At 45.6% G+C, this 18217-nt stretch carries 20 protein-coding genes; 4 read left to right on the top strand and 16 right to left on the bottom strand.

Annotation, left to right across the window (positions count from 1 at the left end):
• Positions 1-16 precede the first annotated feature (16 nt).
• The 15 genes from ACN0VI_RS02870 to apaG form a co-directional block, all read right to left on the bottom strand.
• Entirely contained in the window at positions 17-415 is a 399-nt protein-coding gene (locus tag ACN0VI_RS02870) for a YccF domain-containing protein (RefSeq protein WP_331891147.1), read from the bottom strand.
• Between the two features lie 114 nt (positions 416-529).
• Positions 530-1039 carry a GNAT family N-acetyltransferase gene (locus ACN0VI_RS02865; RefSeq protein WP_417445715.1) on the bottom strand — a complete coding sequence of 170 codons (510 nt, stop codon included), beginning with the start codon at positions 1037-1039 and terminating at the stop codon, positions 530-532.
• A 157-nt stretch (positions 1040-1196) separates the two neighbouring features.
• Entirely contained in the window at positions 1197-2174 is a 978-nt protein-coding gene (locus tag ACN0VI_RS02860; RefSeq protein ID WP_331891144.1) for a malate dehydrogenase, read from the bottom strand.
• Between the two features lie 139 nt (positions 2175-2313).
• On the bottom strand, positions 2314-4416 hold the full coding sequence (gene recG / locus ACN0VI_RS02855) for an ATP-dependent DNA helicase RecG (protein ID WP_417445714.1): 2103 nt from the start codon (positions 4414-4416) through the stop codon (positions 2314-2316).
• Positions 4416-5333, bottom strand: a complete 918-nt coding sequence (locus tag ACN0VI_RS02850; RefSeq protein WP_417445713.1) for a hydrogen peroxide-inducible genes activator — start codon at positions 5331-5333, stop codon at positions 4416-4418. The genes recG and ACN0VI_RS02850 overlap by 1 nt, the downstream gene beginning before the upstream one ends.
• Before the next feature lie 88 nt (positions 5334-5421).
• Positions 5422-6273 carry a rhodanese-like domain-containing protein gene (locus ACN0VI_RS02845; RefSeq protein WP_417445712.1) on the bottom strand — a complete coding sequence of 284 codons (852 nt, stop codon included), beginning with the start codon at positions 6271-6273 and terminating at the stop codon, positions 5422-5424.
• A complete protein-coding gene (locus ACN0VI_RS02840) occupies positions 6242-7465 on the bottom strand; it encodes a DUF418 domain-containing protein (protein WP_331890300.1) in 1224 nt (407 codons plus the stop codon). Before ACN0VI_RS02840 ends, ACN0VI_RS02845 begins: the two co-directional genes overlap by 32 nt.
• Before the next feature lie 100 nt (positions 7466-7565).
• Positions 7566-8261: a tRNA (guanosine(18)-2'-O)-methyltransferase TrmH gene (trmH, locus tag ACN0VI_RS02835; RefSeq protein ID WP_331892599.1), complete on the bottom strand. Its 696-nt coding sequence runs from the start codon at positions 8259-8261 to the stop codon at positions 7566-7568.
• 3 nt (positions 8262-8264) lie between these two features.
• Complete coding sequence (locus tag ACN0VI_RS02830) at positions 8265-8651, bottom strand: RidA family protein (protein WP_417445711.1); 387 nt, start codon at positions 8649-8651, stop codon at positions 8265-8267.
• Positions 8652-8699: 48 nt separating this feature from the next.
• Entirely contained in the window at positions 8700-10808 is a 2109-nt protein-coding gene (spoT, locus tag ACN0VI_RS02825; protein ID WP_417446562.1) for a bifunctional GTP diphosphokinase/guanosine-3',5'-bis pyrophosphate 3'-pyrophosphohydrolase, read from the bottom strand.
• Between the two features lie 46 nt (positions 10809-10854).
• Entirely contained in the window at positions 10855-11103 is a 249-nt protein-coding gene (rpoZ, locus tag ACN0VI_RS02820) for a DNA-directed RNA polymerase subunit omega (protein WP_331892601.1), read from the bottom strand.
• Positions 11104-11239: 136 nt separating this feature from the next.
• Positions 11240-11893, bottom strand: coding sequence for a guanylate kinase (gmk, locus tag ACN0VI_RS02815; RefSeq protein WP_417445710.1), 654 nt, complete (start codon positions 11891-11893; stop codon positions 11240-11242).
• A 216-nt stretch (positions 11894-12109) separates the two neighbouring features.
• Positions 12110-12976, bottom strand: a complete 867-nt coding sequence (locus ACN0VI_RS02810; RefSeq protein WP_417445709.1) for a YicC/YloC family endoribonuclease — start codon at positions 12974-12976, stop codon at positions 12110-12112.
• A 159-nt stretch (positions 12977-13135) separates the two neighbouring features.
• Positions 13136-13945, bottom strand: a complete 810-nt coding sequence (locus ACN0VI_RS02805; RefSeq protein WP_331892607.1) for a symmetrical bis(5'-nucleosyl)-tetraphosphatase — start codon at positions 13943-13945, stop codon at positions 13136-13138.
• Positions 13946-13950: 5 nt separating this feature from the next.
• Positions 13951-14328, bottom strand: coding sequence for a Co2+/Mg2+ efflux protein ApaG (apaG, locus tag ACN0VI_RS02800; RefSeq protein ID WP_331892635.1), 378 nt, complete (start codon positions 14326-14328; stop codon positions 13951-13953).
• A gap of 204 nt (positions 14329-14532) precedes the next feature.
• Here apaG and ACN0VI_RS02795 point away from each other — a divergent pair, with 204 nt between their 5' ends.
• The 3 genes from ACN0VI_RS02795 to ACN0VI_RS02785 are packed head-to-tail and all read left to right on the top strand — an operon-like array spanning position 14533 to position 16267.
• Positions 14533-15315: an SDR family oxidoreductase gene (locus tag ACN0VI_RS02795; protein WP_331892609.1), complete on the top strand. Its 783-nt coding sequence runs from the start codon at positions 14533-14535 to the stop codon at positions 15313-15315.
• A 38-nt stretch (positions 15316-15353) separates the two neighbouring features.
• Complete coding sequence (locus ACN0VI_RS02790) at positions 15354-15782, top strand: MAPEG family protein (protein WP_417445708.1); 429 nt, start codon at positions 15354-15356, stop codon at positions 15780-15782.
• A gap of 2 nt (positions 15783-15784) precedes the next feature.
• A complete protein-coding gene (locus tag ACN0VI_RS02785; protein ID WP_331892613.1) occupies positions 15785-16267 on the top strand; it encodes a peptidylprolyl isomerase in 483 nt (160 codons plus the stop codon).
• Positions 16268-16340: 73 nt separating this feature from the next.
• Here ACN0VI_RS02785 and rph read toward each other — a convergent pair whose 3' ends face one another.
• Entirely contained in the window at positions 16341-17057 is a 717-nt protein-coding gene (gene rph / locus ACN0VI_RS02780; RefSeq protein WP_331892615.1) for a ribonuclease PH, read from the bottom strand.
• Positions 17058-17339: 282 nt separating this feature from the next.
• Between rph and ACN0VI_RS02775 the strand changes: the two genes are divergently transcribed.
• Complete coding sequence (locus ACN0VI_RS02775) at positions 17340-18209, top strand: DUF4382 domain-containing protein (protein WP_331892617.1); 870 nt, start codon at positions 17340-17342, stop codon at positions 18207-18209.
• The last annotated feature ends 8 nt before the right edge of the window (positions 18210-18217 follow it).

Genomic DNA, 18217 nt, shown 5'->3' with positions numbered 1-18217 from the left:
TGAAACCTGTTGTCTATTAAGCTGGTTGCAATGATTTCAAATCCACAATCACGCGTCCGAATGGCCATACAGCGAGTTTAACCATTTTGAAGTGTTGGATACCGAATGGGATACCAATGATGGTTAAGCACAGGAATAAGCCCCAGAACAGGTGGTTAAGCACAACCCAAACACCACCAAAAATTAACCAGATAATATTAAGTAGTACATTAGGAATACCCGCCATCGGTTGGTCGTGGCGCATTCGAGTGTCCTGCCCGAATGGGAACAAGGAAAAAATAGCTAGCTTAAATAGTTGTACGCCCCACGGAATTCCAATCAGAGTTAAGCAGAGTGCGATACCGCCTGCGATGTAACCTAGAAAGACGAAAATACCGCCAAACAGTAACCATAAGATGTTTAATAATAGTGACATGGTGTGTTCCTCACTGAATCTATAGTTTCATTTAAGCGCAAGGAAGTTTGGTTTGAAAGCGGTAAAACGCAACAAAATTGCCTGAAATGTTAACAATTGTTGCATCTGCAACAGTTAGGACTGCAGGAGCAACTTGAACAAATTAATCGGTGAAGTGCTATTGTCGAAATAGTCCTGACGTTGGAATTCGAAGCCCAGTTTTTTAAGAAGGTGCTCGGATACGTGATTATTGGGTGAAGTAATGGCGTAAAGGTTGGTTTGGCCTTGTGCCTTGCTATGCTGCAAGATTGCCTGCGAAGATTCTTGAGCATAACCCTGCCCACAAAATTGGGTTATGAAGGCAAAACCAATATCAGGAGCATCAAGATAGTCACGTTTGATTAGGCCATTAACACCAACTGCCTGGCCATTGTCTTTTCGTTCTGCCAGATACAGCCAGAAGCCATAATGCTTGTAGTTGTCCTGTACTTTTTGAATAAATACTTCGGCATCTTTGGGTGAATGGACGCCGCGATCGCCAATGTACTTAATAAAGTTCGGTTGGTTGTAAAGCTGATAAATAAAATTAGCATCTGAATGTTGCAGATGGCGTATTCGAAGGCGTTCAGTTTCAGCGATGATCATGAATAGTTAGTTTTCATTAGTATGTGGATACTCTGCCACGAATTTAGGTTAAAAAGAAATAGTATCACCTTATAATCGTGAAGGGATTTGAATTCTGGATTATAAAAGAAAAAAAACCGGCTACTTGAGCCGGCTTTTTGAACTGCTGAGAGACTGATTAGAACAAGTCTTTGCAGGTTTCTGCTTCTTCTTGCAATTCTTTTTGTGACTCGATCATTTTGTCTTTGATGAAGTCTGATACTTCAAGACCTTGAACGATTTCATAGTCACCATTCTTACAAACTACTGGGTAAGAGTAGATTAAGCCTTCTTCGATGCCGTAGCTGCCATCTGAAGGAACGGCCATGCTGACCCAGTCACCGTCTGCTGAACCTAGTACCCAATCATGCATATGATCAAGGATAGCGTTGGCAGCTGAAGCGGCTGATGAAGCACCACGTGCAGCAATTACCGCTGCGCCACGCTTAGCAACAATTGGCATGAACTCTTCTTTAGCCCAGGTTGCATCAACTTTGTCAGCAGCTTTATCGCCATTAACAGTTGCGAAAGATATGTCTGGAACCTGAGTAACTGAATGGTTACCCCAGATGATCATTTTCTTGATTCCCGCAATCTCAGCATCCGCTTTTTCCGCTAACTGATAAATCGCGCGGTTATGATCAAGACGAGTCAAAGCAGAGATATTGCGCTGATTAATACTCGGCGCATTTTTAGCAAGGATGTATGCATTGGTGTTAGCAGGATTGCCCACTACTAAGATTTTAATGTTCTTGTCAGCTACTTGGTCAATCACTTTACCTAACGCACTGAAGATCTTGCCGTTATCAGTTAATAGGTCTTTACGTTCCATGCCTGGGCCGCGAGGCTTAGCACCAACCATCAGGCCGATGTTAGCATCTTTAAAAGCAACGGCTGGGTCGTCAGTTACAACGATATCTTTTACCAGTGGAAATGCGCAGTCATTCAATTCCATTGCAACCGCTTCACACACTTTAAGTGCTGGAGTGATTTCTAAAAGGTTAAGAATTACTGGCTGATCTTTGCCTAGCATTTCACCGCTGGCGATACGGAATAATAGTGAATAACAAATTTGGCCGGCTGCACCGGTAACAGTAACGCGAACAGGCTGTTTCATTCCTGAATCCTCGGTTATTTTAGATGATGAAATAAGGCCGCAACTTTAGCATAAAATAAGGCTAAATCCTATGATCGACGGGCTACAAAGCGCAGTTTAAGCAAAAAACATGTTGTCGATTTAGATGCTGTTGTGAGAACTAAACGTCAGCAAATTCCTTACGAGAACCTAGCCAACGTTGGCAGATTTTATGGGCAAGCTCATTATTTTCAGCAATTAAATCATGTGCTTGTTGCTGAATGGCCGGTATCAGCTCAGCATCACGCACTAAGTTAGCAAAGCGTAAGCTGACTTCACCGGTCTGGCGAGTGCCCAGCATTTCACCGGGACCTCTTAAGCGCAGGTCTTCTTCAGCAATGACAAAACCATCGTTGGTTTCACGCATGACCTGAATGCGAGCTTTGGCATTGTCGGAAATCGGGTGCTGATAAAGAAGAACACAGTGACTTTCTACTGAACCTCGGCCAACTCGCCCACGTAGCTGGTGTAATTGTGATAATCCAAGCCGTTCAGGGTTTTCAACGACCATCAAGCTGGCGTTAGGTACATCAACGCCCACTTCGATAACGGTTGTGGCAACCAGAATATCCAGCTCTCCTTGCTTGAACTTATCCATGACCAGTTGTTTTTGTTCTGGCTTTAAGCGGCCGTGCAATAAGCCGACACGGCAATTGGGCAACTGTTGTGTCAGCTGGTTAGCCGCAGATTCGGCGGCCTGACATTGGATTTCTTCCGACTCGTCGATCAAGGTGCAGACCCAATAAACCTGACGATTTTCTTCTCGGCAAGCTGTGTCGATGCGCTTGATGACCTGATCGCGTTTTTGATCAGAAAGCGCCACGGTTTGTACCGGAGTTCTTCCTGGAGGCAGCTCATCAATAATCGAAACATCCATATCGGCATAGACGGTCATAGCCAAGGTTCGAGGAATCGGTGTGGCGGTCATCATCAGCTGATGCAGTTGCAAACCATCAGGCGCTTTTTGCTTAAGCATCAAACGCTGATTGACGCCAAAACGATGCTGTTCATCAATAATCGCTAAACCTAGTTTGTGGTATTCCACGCCTTTCTGGAACAGAGCATGAGTCCCGACGATTAATTTGGCTTGGCCGCTGGCAATCGATTCGAGCGCGCTTTTGCGCTGACTGGCAGCTAATTTACTGGCCAGGAAAACACAGGGAATATTCATCGCCTCAAACCATTGAACAAATGACTGGTAATGTTGATCGGCCAATAACTCGGTGGGAGCCATAATCGCCACTTGGTAACCCGCTTCGATCGCTTGCAGCGCAGCTTGAGCAGCGACCAGCGTTTTGCCCGCGCCAACATCACCTTGTAATAAACGCAACATGGGATGCGGTTGTTCTAAATCTTTGATGATTTCCTGAGTAACTCTTTGTTGGGCTTTTGTTGGCTTGAAAGGCAATTGTTGCAACAATTGATCCTGCAATTTCCCAGAGCTTTTAAGTACCGGTGCGGAATAATCTTTTTGCTGATTGCGCTGTAACAACAAACTCAATTGCTGCGCCAATAGTTCTTCGCTGATGAGGCGTCGCACGGCCGGTGTCTGATTGGATTGTAATTGTACTAAGTCAGCATCTTTTGGCGGTGAATGAATCCAGCCCAATGATGCATTGATGTCCGGTAATTTAAGTGTTTGCAGCAGAGACTGCGGTAACAAATTATCTATTGGATGCTTTTTAAGCAGCGCTACGGCTTGGCGCATCATGTGACGGAAACTGGCTTGATGCAGGCCTTCGGTGGTTGGATAAATCGGTGTTAAGGATTCCAGCAAAGGTGCAGCGGTGGTTGAATTAACTGCGGTTAATTCAGGATGCACCATGGAGAATTGAAAACCAAAACGCCTGACTTCACCAAATGCATAAAACTCTGCACCGCCTTGCAGCCGTTGTTGTTGGCCTTTGTTGAAGTAGAAGAACCGAAAGTCGATACTGGCACTTTCATCACTGGCTCGACAAACTAGTGAGCGCCGTTTGCCGAATTTGACCTGCGCCAATTCGACCGTGACTTTAATTAAAGCACGTTCGCCATCTTTTAAGGAGGCAATAGTTCGCACACGAGTTCTATCTTCGTAGCGCAATGGCAAGTGGAACAATAAATCCAGCACCGATTGGATATGCAACTTCTCAAGTTTTTCAGCCACTTTCGGCCCTACCCCTTTCAGACTGGTGCAGGGCAGATTTTCCAGATTGATGTCAGCTGCAAGTTTGGAAATGGCCATTATTTGAGTGGTTTAGCACCTTCAATGGTGATTTGTGATAGTGCGTTGTTGATAATTTCTAAAGCCTTCTTGCGCGGGAAGCTGCGACGAAAAGCTAATGCCACTTTGCGGCTCGGCTTGGGGTTATCGAATTCTCGCGTGACCAGCCCCAATTTTTCATTATGGAAATTAGACGCGGACCTTGGAATCACGCTAATGCCCAAACCACTGGCCACCATCTGACGAATGGTTTCAATGGAGCTACCAGTGATCCAGTCCTTTTGAGGGTTCAAGCTGGAGTCTTTGCATTGCGGACAGGCTTCGATCACCTGATCGCGGAAACAATGGCCTGCGCCCAACATGATCATGACTTCATCGGCGATATCGACGATGTGTAATTTATCACGCTTCACCCAGGGATGTTTTTCCGGCAGCAAAGCGATGAATTCTTCTTCATACAAAGGAACAACATCCACCTCAGGCTCATCGAAAGGAAGCGCCACGAAAATCACGTCTAACTCGCCGTTACGAAGTTTGGTTCGTAAATTGTGGGTGTAATCCTCATCAATATGCAGTGGCATTTTTGGTGCCAGTTTTTTTAGCATAGGGATGAGCGAAGGAAGAAGGTAAGGTCCTATGGTGAAGATGGCGCCAATCTTTAATGGGCCGTCGAGCTGATCGGAATTCTGTTTAGCCATTTGCTTTAGCTGGCTGACTTGCTCAAGGATGTGCTGCGCCTGCTCGATAATCGGCTTGCCTTCCGGAGTGACTTTGACGTCGGATTTGCTACGCTCGAACAGGATCACACCAAGCTGCTCTTCCAGCTTGCGTACGCCAACACTCAAGGTGGGTTGGCTGACAAAGCAGGCCTCGGCGGCACGGCCAAAGTGGCGTTCGCGGGCAACTGCAACAATATATCTAAACTCTGTTAATGTCATTTTTGATAGCCTCTGTCTATCTATGATCAAGAAGTGGCGCAAAGAAGTCAACGACTATCAGGCTATTCGTGTCATTTAAATGTGAAGATTAAAAAGGCTTTCGAGCTAAGAATAAGGATAGCGGGCGTTTGTCGTTAAGTACATGAATTTGGTCGAGCAATATGTCCCAGTCGGCAAACTTTTCTGCTAGTTCGCCCGGCTTCAACAGGTATGCCGGTTTTTTCGGACTACCATACTTAGCCGCCTCTTCCATAAAAGTATGAATCGCCACCAGGCCACCAGCAGGCAAATGCTCGTGGTAAAGATCAAGTAAAGGACGATGCAGATAACGACACTGCACAATCATCGAAGGTTTTTGTATATGAATTAGCTGAATCAGTTGCTGATACTCTTCTTCACAGTTCAACTTCAATGGCGTGACATCAACTTGCCAGCGTTCAACAAAGCTGGTGATACGTTCAATGGCCATGGGATTGCGGTCGATCGATAGCACCCGGAATCCGTGCAGGCCGAGAAATATACTGTCTCTGCCTGAACCGCAACCTATATCAAAGGCCAGCGGCTTTTTGGAGGGTAAGTGTTGTTCAATGAGTTCGATGTAATCTTCGAGCAAAGGACTGGCTTGCCACAGTCGACGACTATTGTAATCAGTAACCCAGTTGGTATTAGACCAGTCTTGCTCAGTAAAATCCTCGGCCGTAAATACTGCTTCAATAGGATATTGCTGGCGCTCAAATAAAGCTTTAACGTCCTGATGGTCAGTTTTATTAGTGAATAATATCAGCGTGGTATCTTTAGGCGGTAATTCGTACCAACAATCTTCAATTTCGGATAAAGGAATATTGGTAGCACCTTGTATATGGCCCTGCCGATACTGCTCGACAGGGCGAAGATCAATAATGGGTAGATCAGTATTTTCTAAAAGCCTGGATTTTTGCATACGTCAGTGAGCGCCATAACCATTCGAGAGGGCCATAGTGGTAGCGTTTTAACCACCAGGATGACCAGATAAGTTGCAATAAAAACACTATCGCAACAATGCCCATTAACTGCAAGCGTGAGAGTTCGGCAAAGAGTCCAAAGCCAAAGCTGTAGAATACGGTGGTGCAAATAATGCTTTGCGCAATGTAATTGGTAAATGCCATCCGTCCGACAGCTTCAAGTGACTCGCGTAACTTGGTGGCTGCCGAAGATTTTATCCATAAAGCAAATAATGCAATATAGCCAATCGCAATAAAGACCGCTGCAATATTAGTGAGAGTCATATAGGAAAACAGTAAGGCTTCAAAACTAAAGCCATTAGAAAACAATTGATTCATGTCCCACGCGGTTAAGCTGAAGCCAACTAACAGGCCGATGACAGCGAGTTTGATATAAAAAGAGCGAGAGCGCTCTGCTGTAAGAACTCCATACTGATAAAGTGCCATACCCAAAAGCATTGAACCACCAATTCTAAAAATACCAAAGGTTAACCCCATGGATAAAACATTTTCCTGGAAGAAATTGACTCGGTGATTAAGCTGTGATGCATAAGAGCTTATATAAGGCAAAGTCTCCTCATTTATGAATGCCTGATCGGGGTAGAACATCGAGAAAATAAATTCGAGATCTTCAGCAGGAATTTTATCAATATTGAAAGACACCATTGCCATGTATAAGGAATACAGTGCAATCAAAACGATACCGGTTATCAGCTTGGTTTTGGCGCTAGTATCAGTGAATAGGAAAACCCATAGCCCCATGCAAGCGTAGATAAAAAGAACATCACCAAACCAGATAAGCAGACCATGAATCAGTCCAAAAACAATCAACCAGAACATTCTAAAATAATGGTATTTTCCTGGTGACACACCTTTCTCCCTGGCACGGTCGGCCATCAGCAAAATCCCGGCACCAAACAACATCGAGAAAATAGTATAGAATTTTTGATCAGCAAAAATATGCGTTAATGACCAAATCCAAACATCTGAATTGGAAGGCTCGCCCAGCGCATAAGGATTCATGTAATAGGAAAAAATATTCGAGAATCCGTAGATATTCATAATCAGAATACCTAAGACTGCAACGCCACGGATCAGATCCAGTGCGTGAAAACGTTGCTCAGACGAGGTTGGTAATAGAGCGGTTGTCATTACTATTCCTTTAGAATATATAAACTCAATTTGTTTTATTTTTAGCACGAAAACTGCCAATTACCAACTAAAGCTTGTAGCAAAATGTAACTATTGAGAATTATTTTGTTTGTATTGCTTTACGCAATGTATTCCATTCCGGATCATCAATGTCGCCAAACTCATCCATTTTTGGATAACGAATCTTATGCTTATCGCAGAACCTGGTGATGGTCGGATGTAGGGCTTTGAAACAGATTTCATCGACTTCTGCTTGTGGGATTTTGCATTCGCCATACATGTTGGCATCTGAGCGTTGGCGTTGTGCCTCATACAAAATCAGCGCGGTGGCGACAGAAACATTGAGTGACTGCACCATACCGACCATTGGAATAATTACGTGTTGGTCAGCGATCTCGGCAGCTTCCTCTGAAACACCAACTAATTCGGAACCAACCAGAAGACAGGTCGGTTTGGTGTAATCAATACTGCGAAAGTCTACGGCTGTGTCAGAAAGATGGGCTGCTAAAACCTGCATACCCTGCGTTTTCATTTGAGCAATACCGGATTGTAGATCTGCGTGCTTATGGGTGGTAACCCATCGTTTGCTGCCGCTGGAGGTATGGTGGCCCCTAAACTTCACGTCCTCAGGGAAGACTGCATGCACATGGCCAATGCCGACCGCGTCAGCGGTGCGTACAATCGCAGCCAAATTATGTGGCTTATGGACTTCATCCATAAAAACCGTCAGATCAGGCTGACGGTTGGATAATAGGGTTAGAATTTTTTGTAAACGGGCGGGACTACGAGGAAGCACATTTTAGTCCTCATCAAGCGTTACGATAGCATCCATTTCAATTTGCGCGCCTTTGGGTAGCTCTTTAACGCCGATGGCAGCACGTGCTGGATAAGGTTGTTCAAAATATTGCGCCATGATTTCGTTAACGGTAGCAAAGTGTCCTAAATCAATCATGAAAATATTCAGTTTTGAAATATGATTCAAAGTTGCGCCGGCGGCTTCGCATACTGCGCTCAAGTTTTTGAATACTTGATGTACCTGATCTTCAAAGGCTTCGACTAATTCCATGGTTTCAGGAATCAAGGGAATTTGGCCCGATAGATAAACAGTATTACCAGCTTTAACGGCTTGCGAATAAGTGCCAATGGCAGCAGGGGCTTTATCAGTTTGAATAATGGTTTTGCTCACAGCAGTTTCCTTAAAGATTTCCTCAAAGAGGGTTAAATGAAGTTCTAATTAAGGGTGACGATGAACTTTGTTGACGAAAGGAATGACCCTTAATTTTTTGATGATGTTGGCCAAATGAACACGGTGATGCACGCCCATCTGGAACGTCAAAATATTGGTTGAACCGTCCTGTTCATTAATATCAACATTGACGATATTAGCTTCCTGATTGGAAATAATATTAGTAATTTGTGCTAAAACGCCACGCTGGTTAAAGACTTCTATACGTAGCTCTGCAATATAATCGCCCTGCACATCGTCTGACCATTGCACTGGAACATAACGATCATTGTGCTTGTGTGCGCGTTGAACATTGGGGCAAGTTTCTCTGTGAATAGTGAAGCCTTTACCTGCGCTAACATAAGCTAAAATAGGATCGCCGGGGATCGGGCGACAACAGCGGGCATATTTAACCACTAAGCCTTCGGTGCCCTTAATGGCCAGCGGAGCCTGATCTTTCTGCGGCATGTCTACCACAGTTTCATCCACTTCTTCTTCGCCACGGGTTAAGCGATGGGCCACTAACACGCTGGCAATTTTACCCAGACCAATGCCTGCTAACATATCATCTACCGTTTCGTGGTGAGTGATTTTAGCAACTGCCTCCAAATGATCCGATGGGAATTCTTCAAGCGGTTTTTTCAATACCTGTTCCAGCAAGCGGCGGCCAAGATGAACGGCTTCATCCTGACGAATATTTTTCACAAAGTTTCGTATATTGGAGCGCGCTTTGCCGGTCACCACATAACTGAGCCAGGCCGGGTTTGGTTTGGCGCCAGGAGCAGTAATAATCTCAACGGTTTTTCCGTTGCTTAATGGCGTGCTCAGTGGCGAAAACTGCTTATCAATTTTACAGGCGATACAGCTGTTACCCACGTCAGTATGGATCGCATAGGCAAAATCAACTGGCGTTGCGCCTTTCGGCAACTCGATGATTTTACCCTTCGGTGTAAAGATATAAACCTCATCTGGGTAGAGATCGATTTTGACGTTCTCAATGAACTCCATTGAGTCGCCAGCACTTTGCTGCAATTCGATTAAACTCTGCAACCATTCGCGTGCTTTGGTTTCTGCCGGATGGGCGCTGCCTGTTTTATAAAGCCAGTGCGCCGCAACCCCGTGTTCCGCCATCTGATTCATCTGCTCCGTTCGAATCTGCACCTCGATATGAATACCGGTTTTATTGCGCAGAACCGTGTGTAGTGATTGATAGCCGTTGGCTTTGGGGATAGCAATGTAATCTTTGAAGCGACCGGGGATGGGTTTGAAGAGGTTATGAATTTGTCCAAGAATGCGGTAACAGGAATCTTCGCTATCGGTGATGACGCGGAAGGCATAAATGTCCATCACCTCACTGAATGTTCCCACCTTGTCACGCATCTTTTTATAAATACTGTAAACGCTTTTTTCGCGACCAATGACCTTACTGGTAATGCGGGAATCTTTTAATCGCGTTCGTAATTGTTCGGTGATGCGCTCGACAATTTCTTTGCGGTGTCCGCGAACCTTTTTAACCGAGTGTTGTAAAACTCGATAACGCAATGGATACATATTGGCGAAACCCAACAGTTCCAGTTGCTCTTTTAAGCGGTAGATACCCAGGCGGTTGGCAATCGGTGCGTAAATTTCCAGTGTTTCGCGGGCAATACGGCGACGCTTATCAGGACGTAATGCACCAAGCGTCTGCATATTGTGCAAACGATCCGCCAGCTTGATCAGTATGACGCGAATATCCTGCGTCATGGCCATCATCATCTTACGGAAGTTCTCGGCCTGAGCCTGCTCTTTAGACTGGAAATCAATCTGGGTTAGTTTACTGACACCTTCCACTAAATCGGCAACCGTTTCGCCAAACTCATTGGATAGATCTTGTTTGGTTACGTCGCAATCTTCAATCACATCATGCATTAAAGCTGCCATGATGGTTTGATGATCGAGGTGTAAGTCAGCAAGAATATGCGCAGCGGCGACTGGATGAGTAATATAAGGATCGCCGCTGGAGCGCATTTGTCCATCATGTGCGCGTTCCGCCAGCTGATAGGCGCGCTCAATATCGGTAACCTGGTTAGCTTCCAGATATACCCCGAGCACATCCCGCAAACTTTCGAAATGCGACATATCGGACATTAATAATTAACCTTCGGTTCGAGTATAAACCAGTCTATTAAAATAGAACTGGTCTTTGCTCGCGCTCACGCTTAGCTGCGCGCTCGTCTGCATCAACTGTTTCACGCGTAGTTAAATCTTCTTCAATTTCACGCAAAGCAACTACTGTTGGCTTATCATTATCCCAATCCACTTTAGGATCGTGACCGCCGGTGGCGATTTGACGAGCGCGTTTGGCCGCCAACATGATCAAATCAAAACGATTACCAACTTTCTCAACAGCATCTTGTACCGTTACACGTGCCATAACTTACCTCTTACATACATAATGTGGCGAAATGCCAAGGGTTAAATTCGGTGCTTTAATAAAGGGTTCTAGCAAAAAACCAGTGAATAAAGCGTTAAAAAAGACTTATTAAAGTAAGTGTACCTTAAAAAACGGCTTACTCCATAGAATCTGATAGCAGGTCATGAATTAAATGGTGCTGACGAACCTTCTGGCTTGCAATGCGCAGGCGACGAGCGGTGAAAATGGCTTCCATTTCCTCGCAGGCGACCTCGAAGTCGTCGTTGATGAGCACATAATCGTATTCATCATAATGTTTCATTTCCGCAGTTGCTGCCGCCATACGTTTAGCAATCACTTCATCACTATCCTGACCGCGATTAGTCAACCGGTTTGATAACTCTTCACGCGATGGAGGCAAAATAAAAATACCACGGCATTCCGGCATCAGCTTACGCACCTGGCGCGCCCCCTGCCAATCAATCTCCAGAATCACATCATGCCCCTCGACCAACTGCTTCTCCAGCCAGTCGCGACTGGTGCCGTAATAGTTACCAAACACCTCGGCATGTTCTAAAAATTGCTGCTCATCCAGCATCTTCTGGAAAGTCGCCTGCTCGACAAAATGGTAATCCACGCCATCCTGCTCACCCGGCCTTTGCGGGCGCGTGGTATGCGAAATAGATAGCTTAAGCTCAGGCAATTTCTGCAAAACAGCCTTCAACAGACTCGTCTTACCCGCCCCGGAAGGCGCCGAAACCACATAAAGCGTACCTTTAGCGATAGTGTTGATAGGCGTCATAGTCGTCATCAAATCCTGCTATATCCTAATCCAGAGAATAAAACTTAACCAAGCCAAACCTTTATAGCACAAGGCCTGCAGGGGAAATAGAGCTTGGAAGGTCAAACAGAAAACACAAAGGCGCGATCATAACACAAGAGCAAGCCTGCGCGGTATAGAAAGTAAGCAATTAATCAAGCGTTTTATGGGAGCGGACAAACTTTGTCAGCTCCCACCATAAGTAATTTACTCGATATTCTGCACTTGCTCGCGCATTTGCTCGATAAGCACTTTGACTTCGACTGCGCTGGAGGTGATGTCGGCATTGATCGACTTTGAGCCGAGGGTATTAGCTTCTCGGTTGAATTCCTGCATTAAGAAGTCAAGGCGTCGGCCGATTGGACCACCTTTTTTGAGCATACGTTGCGCTTCGATAACGTGTGTTTTGAGACGGTCAAGCTCTTCGGCTACATCGAGTTTTTGCGCCAAGAAGACCAGCTCTTGCTCACGACGCTCTGGATCCAGCTCGACTTCAGCTTCTTTGAAGCGGGTCAACAATTTATCGCGCTGCCATTGCATCACTTGCGGCATCTGTTCAGCGACCTTGTCTACTTCAACGCCAATACCGGCCAGGCGCTGTTCGATCATTTCAGCCAAGGCTGAACCTTCACGTTCGCGGACGGTAATCAACTGCTTTACCGCTTCCTCAAAGACATTTCTCACGTCCTGTTCCATGGTGTCGGTGTCGGCTTCTTCTTGTTGTAGAATACCAGGCCAGCGCAACAGTTGGGTCAGATCGGGAGATTGGTTGTCTTGCGCAAGAACTTGTAATTCTTCATGGGCGGTTAGAAGCTGTTGAGCCATTTCCTGGTCTAGCTTTATTTTGCCGGCGCTTTTAGCATTCATCTCAACTCGCAAGGTGCAATCAAGTTTGCCGCGGCTGAGTTGCTTGCGCAGAACTTCACGCAGTGAGAACTCAAGGTGACGGAAGGTTTCCGGCATTCTGAAATTCGGTTCGAGGAATCGTTGGTTTACGGATTTGATTTCCCAGGTTACGTTGCCCCACTCGGTCGCCACTTGCTGGCGGGCGAAGGCTGTCATACTTCTAACCATGTAAATTAATAACCTTTTGCAGTGTGTTTAAGCTCAGATTTAGAGCAGATGCCCGATGTTTGGGCTAAAACGGTAATTGTACCGATCTTTGACGGGATTGGCGATAGTGGTGGTTGGTATCTAAAGATTCGGCGGATGACCGCAGGTCGCCCCTACAGACTAGAGGGCTTTGACGCGGAAGCGTTTTTCGTCTTCCAGGCGCAGTGCGGTGAGCTTGTTGCCCCAGACGCAGCCAGTATCTAGTGCGTGTAGGTTGGGAATCGGACATTTACCGTTTAAGGCTGCCCAGTGTCCGAAGACAAGTCTGGTTTCGTGACCAATTTCAGTCAGTTCATACCAGGGGAACAAACCTTTGCCCTGCTTACCCGGCGAGGATTTACTTTTAAAATCAAGTGTTCCGTCATGATGAACAAAGCGCATACGAGTCAGGGCGTTAGTGATGTAACGTAAACGCTCGATGCCTTCCAGTTTCTTGCTCCAAAGAGCAGGCTTATTGCCAAACATGTGCTTAAAAAAGTCTTTGGCGGTTTCTTTTTTGCTTAAAACTTCTTCGAGCTCAAATGCGCAGGCGAGTGTTGTTTTCAAGCTCCACTGCGGCGGCACACCAGCGTGCGTCATCAGTACATTAAGGTTCTTGTCGTACAATGCCATCGGCTGCTTGCGCAACCATTTCATAATTTTCTTGATGTTATCTGCCGCAAAAATGGCATTAAGCTCACTCTTTTTGGGTAACTTAGCTTTTGTGTAATAGCTAGCGAGCATGCTTAAATCATGATTCCCCAAAACCAGTTGGCATACATCCTGATGCTCATAAGCGAACTGCAGAACTTCCAGCGACTTGGGGCCACGGTTGACCAGATCGCCTCCCAGCCACAGGGTATCGTGTGCTGGATTAAACTGGATTTTTTTTAGAAGGAGGCGAAACTCATCATAACAGCCCTGGATATCGCCGATTGCATAGGTCGCCATAAAATCTAATGAAGTGCTCCGGGAGCTGCCAAACTGAAAACGGGAATCGGTGTATCAAATGCTGTGCCACTGTCGGTTGCCATCTGATAACTGCCCTGCATGGTGCCAATCGGCGTGTTGAGCACGGCACCGCTGGAGTACTCATAGCTTTTGCCCGGCGCGATATAGGGTTGTTCGCCGACCACGCCCTGCCCTTTAACTTCGGTCACTTCGCCATTGGCATCAGTGATCACCCAGTGGCGAGCGTTTAGGGTCGCACCATGCGAGCCAGTGTTGGTTATTTGTATGGTGTAGGCAAACACATAGCGTTCATTTTCAGGCTCAGACTGTTCGTCAATGTATTGAGTCTGTACGCTAATTTGAAATTGATATTCTTGAGTCATTGTTAAGTCAGTATCATCAGTAGTTTGTAATTGACCAGATAACTTCATTGTCTATGGAACGCGGATAGGGTGCAACCCCGTATCAACTCTTTGAGTACAAGGTTACAGGCTATTTGCCGATGTGAAAGCCATTGGCCTGTGCTAATATTCAAACAATTCATTTTGAGCAATACTTTTACTGAGAAATAATTTAGAGAGTAGATTATGAGTCATCTAAAAGACAAAACCGTTATGGTTACTGGTGCAAGCTCAGGTTTTGGCTTGGCCTGCGCTAAAGCCTTTGCGCAAAAAGGCTGCAAAGTTATCGCTGCGGCGCGTCGCAAGGAGCGTTTGCAAGCCCTGAAAGAAGAGCTTAAGCAGCAGCTGGGTGAGGACAGAATATTTGTATTGCCTTTGGATGTGACCTCCGAGGAACAGGTTGATTCTATGTTCGAGGCCATTCCTGAAGAGTTTTCTAACATCGATGTCTTGGTTAATAATGCTGGTTTGGCATTAGGTTTAGAGCCAGCCCATCAAGCGGACCTGACCGATTGGAATCGCATGGTGGATACCAACATTAAAGGATTGTATCTGATGACTCGAAAAGTTTTGCCGGGCATGGTCGAGCGCAAATCAGGTCATATTATTAACATTGGTTCGATTGCCGGTAACTATGCTTACCCCGGCGGCAATGCCTATGGCGCAACCAAGGCTTTTGTTAAGCAATTTAGCCGTAACTTGCGTGCGGATTTATTGGGCACTCAGGTCCGTGTGACCAACATCGAACCTGGGCTGGCCGAAACTGAATTTTCATTAGTACGCTTCCACGGCGATAAAGATAAAGCCGATAATGTGTATAAAGGGGCAAACCCTTTAACTGCTGACGATATCGCAGAGTCGGTGTTATGGGCCGCTGAGCAACCACAGCATGTCAATATCAATAGTATAGAGTTAATGCCCACCTCCCAAGCCTGGTCAGCGCTGGCGATTGATAAAGTGCTTGGCTAAGATTTAAATGATTTAATGCTGAACCTTAAGGAATCACTATGACACAACCCATTATTTTACCGCTGGTGGCGATGATGTTTTTGACCATCATTGTTGCCCTTGTGATGTACCGTCGCCGCGTTAGCGCTATGAAATCTGAGCGCATCCATCCACAGAAAGTACACTCACGAAAAGGCGGTCTGGAGAGTTTTGCCGACACCCGTGCTTCCGATAATTATATGAACTTGTTTGAGCTGCCGATACTGTTTTATGCGGCCATATTTACCATCATGCTAACTAATAACAGTTCCCTTCTAATGCTAGCGTTAGCATGGGCATTTGTGGCTTTTCGTGTAGCACATAGTGTTATTCACTGCACATATAATAAAGTAATGCACAGATTTACAGCCTTCATGTTGAGCTTTATAACGCTTACCGCTTTATGGCTTATATTGGCATCAAACCTAATTTTTGGAACCCAGTTTTAGTTATGAATATTGAAAAAGATACTGTCGTTGAATTGGATTATAAATTAATGGATCAAGCAGGCCAGGTTTGGGAAAGTTCGGCTGAAGGCGGCCCCTGGGTTTATCTGCACGGCTATGGCGAAGTGATGCCTGGATTAGAAAAAGAATTAACCGGCAAAGCAATTGGGCAGAAAGTTAAAGTTGAGTTACCCCCTAACGAAGCCTATGGCGAGTACGAAGATGACCTTCGCACCGAGGTTCCGCGCGAAGCATTCGCCGAGGTGGAAAATTTATGCGAAGGCATGCGCCTAGCCGCTGAAAGCAGCGATGGCGTGCATGCTGTAGTGGTGCGTGAAATTTCCGAAGATAAAGTGGTTATTGATGCCAACCATCCGCTAGCCGGACAAGTCGTTAAAGTCGAAGTGAAAGTATTAGCAGTGCGTAAAGCTGACGCTGACGAAGTAGCCCATGGACATGTTCACCAACATGGAAAGTGCGGGGAGTAGGCCTGGATTATCCCTCCGCGGAAATTGTAAGTTCTCGGTAAGGGCAGGCTAATGTGCCTGCCCTTTTTATTTTTTACACCGCGACTGCTTTGTGTTGTAGGTCAAAAATTTCTCTAATGCCTTGCTTACCTAACTCTAACATTTGCATCAACTCATCACCGGTGAAGGTTTCGCCTTCTGCAGTTCCTTGAATTTCAATAAAACCACCGTTTTCATCCATCACCAAGTTCATATCGGTTTCTGCTGCTGAATCCTCTAGGTAGTCGAGGTCTAAAATCGGTGTGCCTTTGTAGATGCCGACAGAGACTGAACCAACCATGTGTTTAAGCGGGTTAGTTTTAATCATACCGGTTTTGCGCATATGAAATAGAGCATCATGCAAAGCAATGCTGGCGCCTGAAATGGAGGCGGTGCGAGTGCCACCATCCGCTTGAATCACATCACAGTCTACGTAAATGGTGTTTTCGCCCAGTTGTGATAGGTCTACAGCGGCACGAAGTGAGCGACCAATTAGCCTTTGAATTTCTAAAGTACGCCCACCCTGCTTACCACGAGACGCTTCACGATCCATACGGGTATGGGTTGAGCGCGGCAACATACCGTATTCCGCAGTAATCCAGCCCTGCCCCTTTCCTTTTAAGAACCTCGGAACATTGTCGACCACGCTGGCATTGCATAGCACTTTAGTTTCACCGAACTCAATCAGCACAGAACCTTCTGCGTGCTTGGTAAATTGGCGTGTGATGGTGATTGGACGAAGCTGATTGCTGGTGCGGCCACTCGGTCTCATGAGGATCCCTTGGTTGGATTGTGTTAAGTGGCGCAATTATACGAAAAAGCCAGCTGATTTCCTATGGTAGTGATGCTAGATGAGCATAATTAGTAGTGATTAAACAACCAGGTGTGACTGACATAAGTACTTGTTTTGTTAAATCAGTTGTCAGGATTTTTGACATTGCTCACAAATACATGACGAAAGTGGGTAGTTTAACGCGCATTGCGATTTGTATCACAATGTATCCAACCTAACTGGAGTAACCTAGCGTCCACTTGTTAAGTGGAGGTAGATAGTATGAAATTTAAACATGGCTTAGTATTAGCCAGTGTCTTATTAGCGTTGGCTGGTTGTAAAGATGATGACCCTGACAAAGGTCAATTAGCATTATCCATCACCGATGCCCCAGTAGACGGCGCTGAAGCGGTGGTAGTTGAATTTACAGGCATTGAAGTTCAAGGGCCTGGCGAGCGTTTGAATTTCGATTTTGATACTCCAATGACCATTGATCTACTACAACTGACTGGTGATGAGTCGCTAGAGTTGTTGCCAGAAACTACGGTCAATGCAGGCCAGTATCAATGGATTCGTCTCAAGGTGAATGCAGAACGCGGTGTGACCGACTCATATATTGATATTGATGGTGCGCGTTATTCGCTATATGTCCCAAGTGGTGCACAATCAGGGCTTAAAATGAATCGTCCCTTTACAGTTGCTGCCGGTGGCATCTCAAACTTCACCATTGATTTTGATTTAAGAAAATCGGTACATCAACCACAAAATGGCAGTGATGATTACTTCTTGCGCCCAACTTTGCGTATCGTCGATAACCTTGAAGTGGGTCATATCAATGGTCTGGTAGATGAAACGCTGCTCAATGCAGAGGGTTGTTCAGATACTAGCGGTGTCTATTTATTCGCTGGTTATGATGCGGATACTGATGATATTGATGCTAATGAGCCTGAGCCAATCACCACCACCAGTGTGGAGATGAATACTGATGGTTTCTATGAGTATGAAATCGGTTTCGTTCAGGCCGGAGACTACACCTTAGCCTTTACCTGTGAAGCCGCGAATGATGACCCTGAAACAGACGATGCAATAACATTCAGTGCGACTCAGAATGTTACTGTAACCCTTGATGAAACTGCTACGGTTGATTTCTAGATTGTCGA

The sequence above is a fragment of the Kangiella sp. genome (genome assembly GCF_048265365.1).
Taxonomy (GTDB): Bacteria; Pseudomonadota; Gammaproteobacteria; order Enterobacterales; family Kangiellaceae; genus Kangiella.
This window is presented reverse-complemented; position numbering and strand designations above follow the sequence as displayed.

Coding starts and splice junctions, on each gene's coding strand:
- ACN0VI_RS02870 (WP_331891147.1), bottom strand. CDS start 415: ATGTCACTATTATTAAACATCTTATGGTTACTGTTTGGCGGTATTTTC.
- ACN0VI_RS02865 (WP_417445715.1), bottom strand. CDS start 1,039: ATGATCATCGCTGAAACTGAACGCCTTCGAATACGCCATCTGCAACAT.
- ACN0VI_RS02860 (WP_331891144.1), bottom strand. CDS start 2,174: ATGAAACAGCCTGTTCGCGTTACTGTTACCGGTGCAGCCGGCCAAATT.
- recG (WP_417445714.1), bottom strand. CDS start 4,416: ATGGCCATTTCCAAACTTGCAGCTGACATCAATCTGGAAAATCTGCCC.
- ACN0VI_RS02850 (WP_417445713.1), bottom strand. CDS start 5,333: ATGACATTAACAGAGTTTAGATATATTGTTGCAGTTGCCCGCGAACGC.
- ACN0VI_RS02845 (WP_417445712.1), bottom strand. CDS start 6,273: ATGCAAAAATCCAGGCTTTTAGAAAATACTGATCTACCCATTATTGAT.
- ACN0VI_RS02840 (WP_331890300.1), bottom strand. CDS start 7,465: ATGACAACCGCTCTATTACCAACCTCGTCTGAGCAACGTTTTCACGCA.
- spoT (WP_417446562.1), bottom strand. CDS start 10,808: ATGTCGCATTTCGAAAGTTTGCGGGATGTGCTCGGGGTATATCTGGAA.
- rpoZ (WP_331892601.1), bottom strand. CDS start 11,103: ATGGCACGTGTAACGGTACAAGATGCTGTTGAGAAAGTTGGTAATCGT.
- gmk (WP_417445710.1), bottom strand. CDS start 11,893: ATGACGACTATGACGCCTATCAACACTATCGCTAAAGGTACGCTTTAT.
- ACN0VI_RS02810 (WP_417445709.1), bottom strand. CDS start 12,976: ATGGTTAGAAGTATGACAGCCTTCGCCCGCCAGCAAGTGGCGACCGAG.
- ACN0VI_RS02805 (WP_331892607.1), bottom strand. CDS start 13,945: ATGGCGACCTATGCAATCGGCGATATCCAGGGCTGTTATGATGAGTTT.
- apaG (WP_331892635.1), bottom strand. CDS start 14,328: ATGACTCAAGAATATCAATTTCAAATTAGCGTACAGACTCAATACATT.
- ACN0VI_RS02795 (WP_331892609.1), top strand. CDS start 14,533: ATGAGTCATCTAAAAGACAAAACCGTTATGGTTACTGGTGCAAGCTCA.
- ACN0VI_RS02790 (WP_417445708.1), top strand. CDS start 15,354: ATGACACAACCCATTATTTTACCGCTGGTGGCGATGATGTTTTTGACC.
- ACN0VI_RS02785 (WP_331892613.1), top strand. CDS start 15,785: ATGAATATTGAAAAAGATACTGTCGTTGAATTGGATTATAAATTAATG.
- rph (WP_331892615.1), bottom strand. CDS start 17,057: ATGAGACCGAGTGGCCGCACCAGCAATCAGCTTCGTCCAATCACCATC.
- ACN0VI_RS02775 (WP_331892617.1), top strand. CDS start 17,340: ATGAAATTTAAACATGGCTTAGTATTAGCCAGTGTCTTATTAGCGTTG.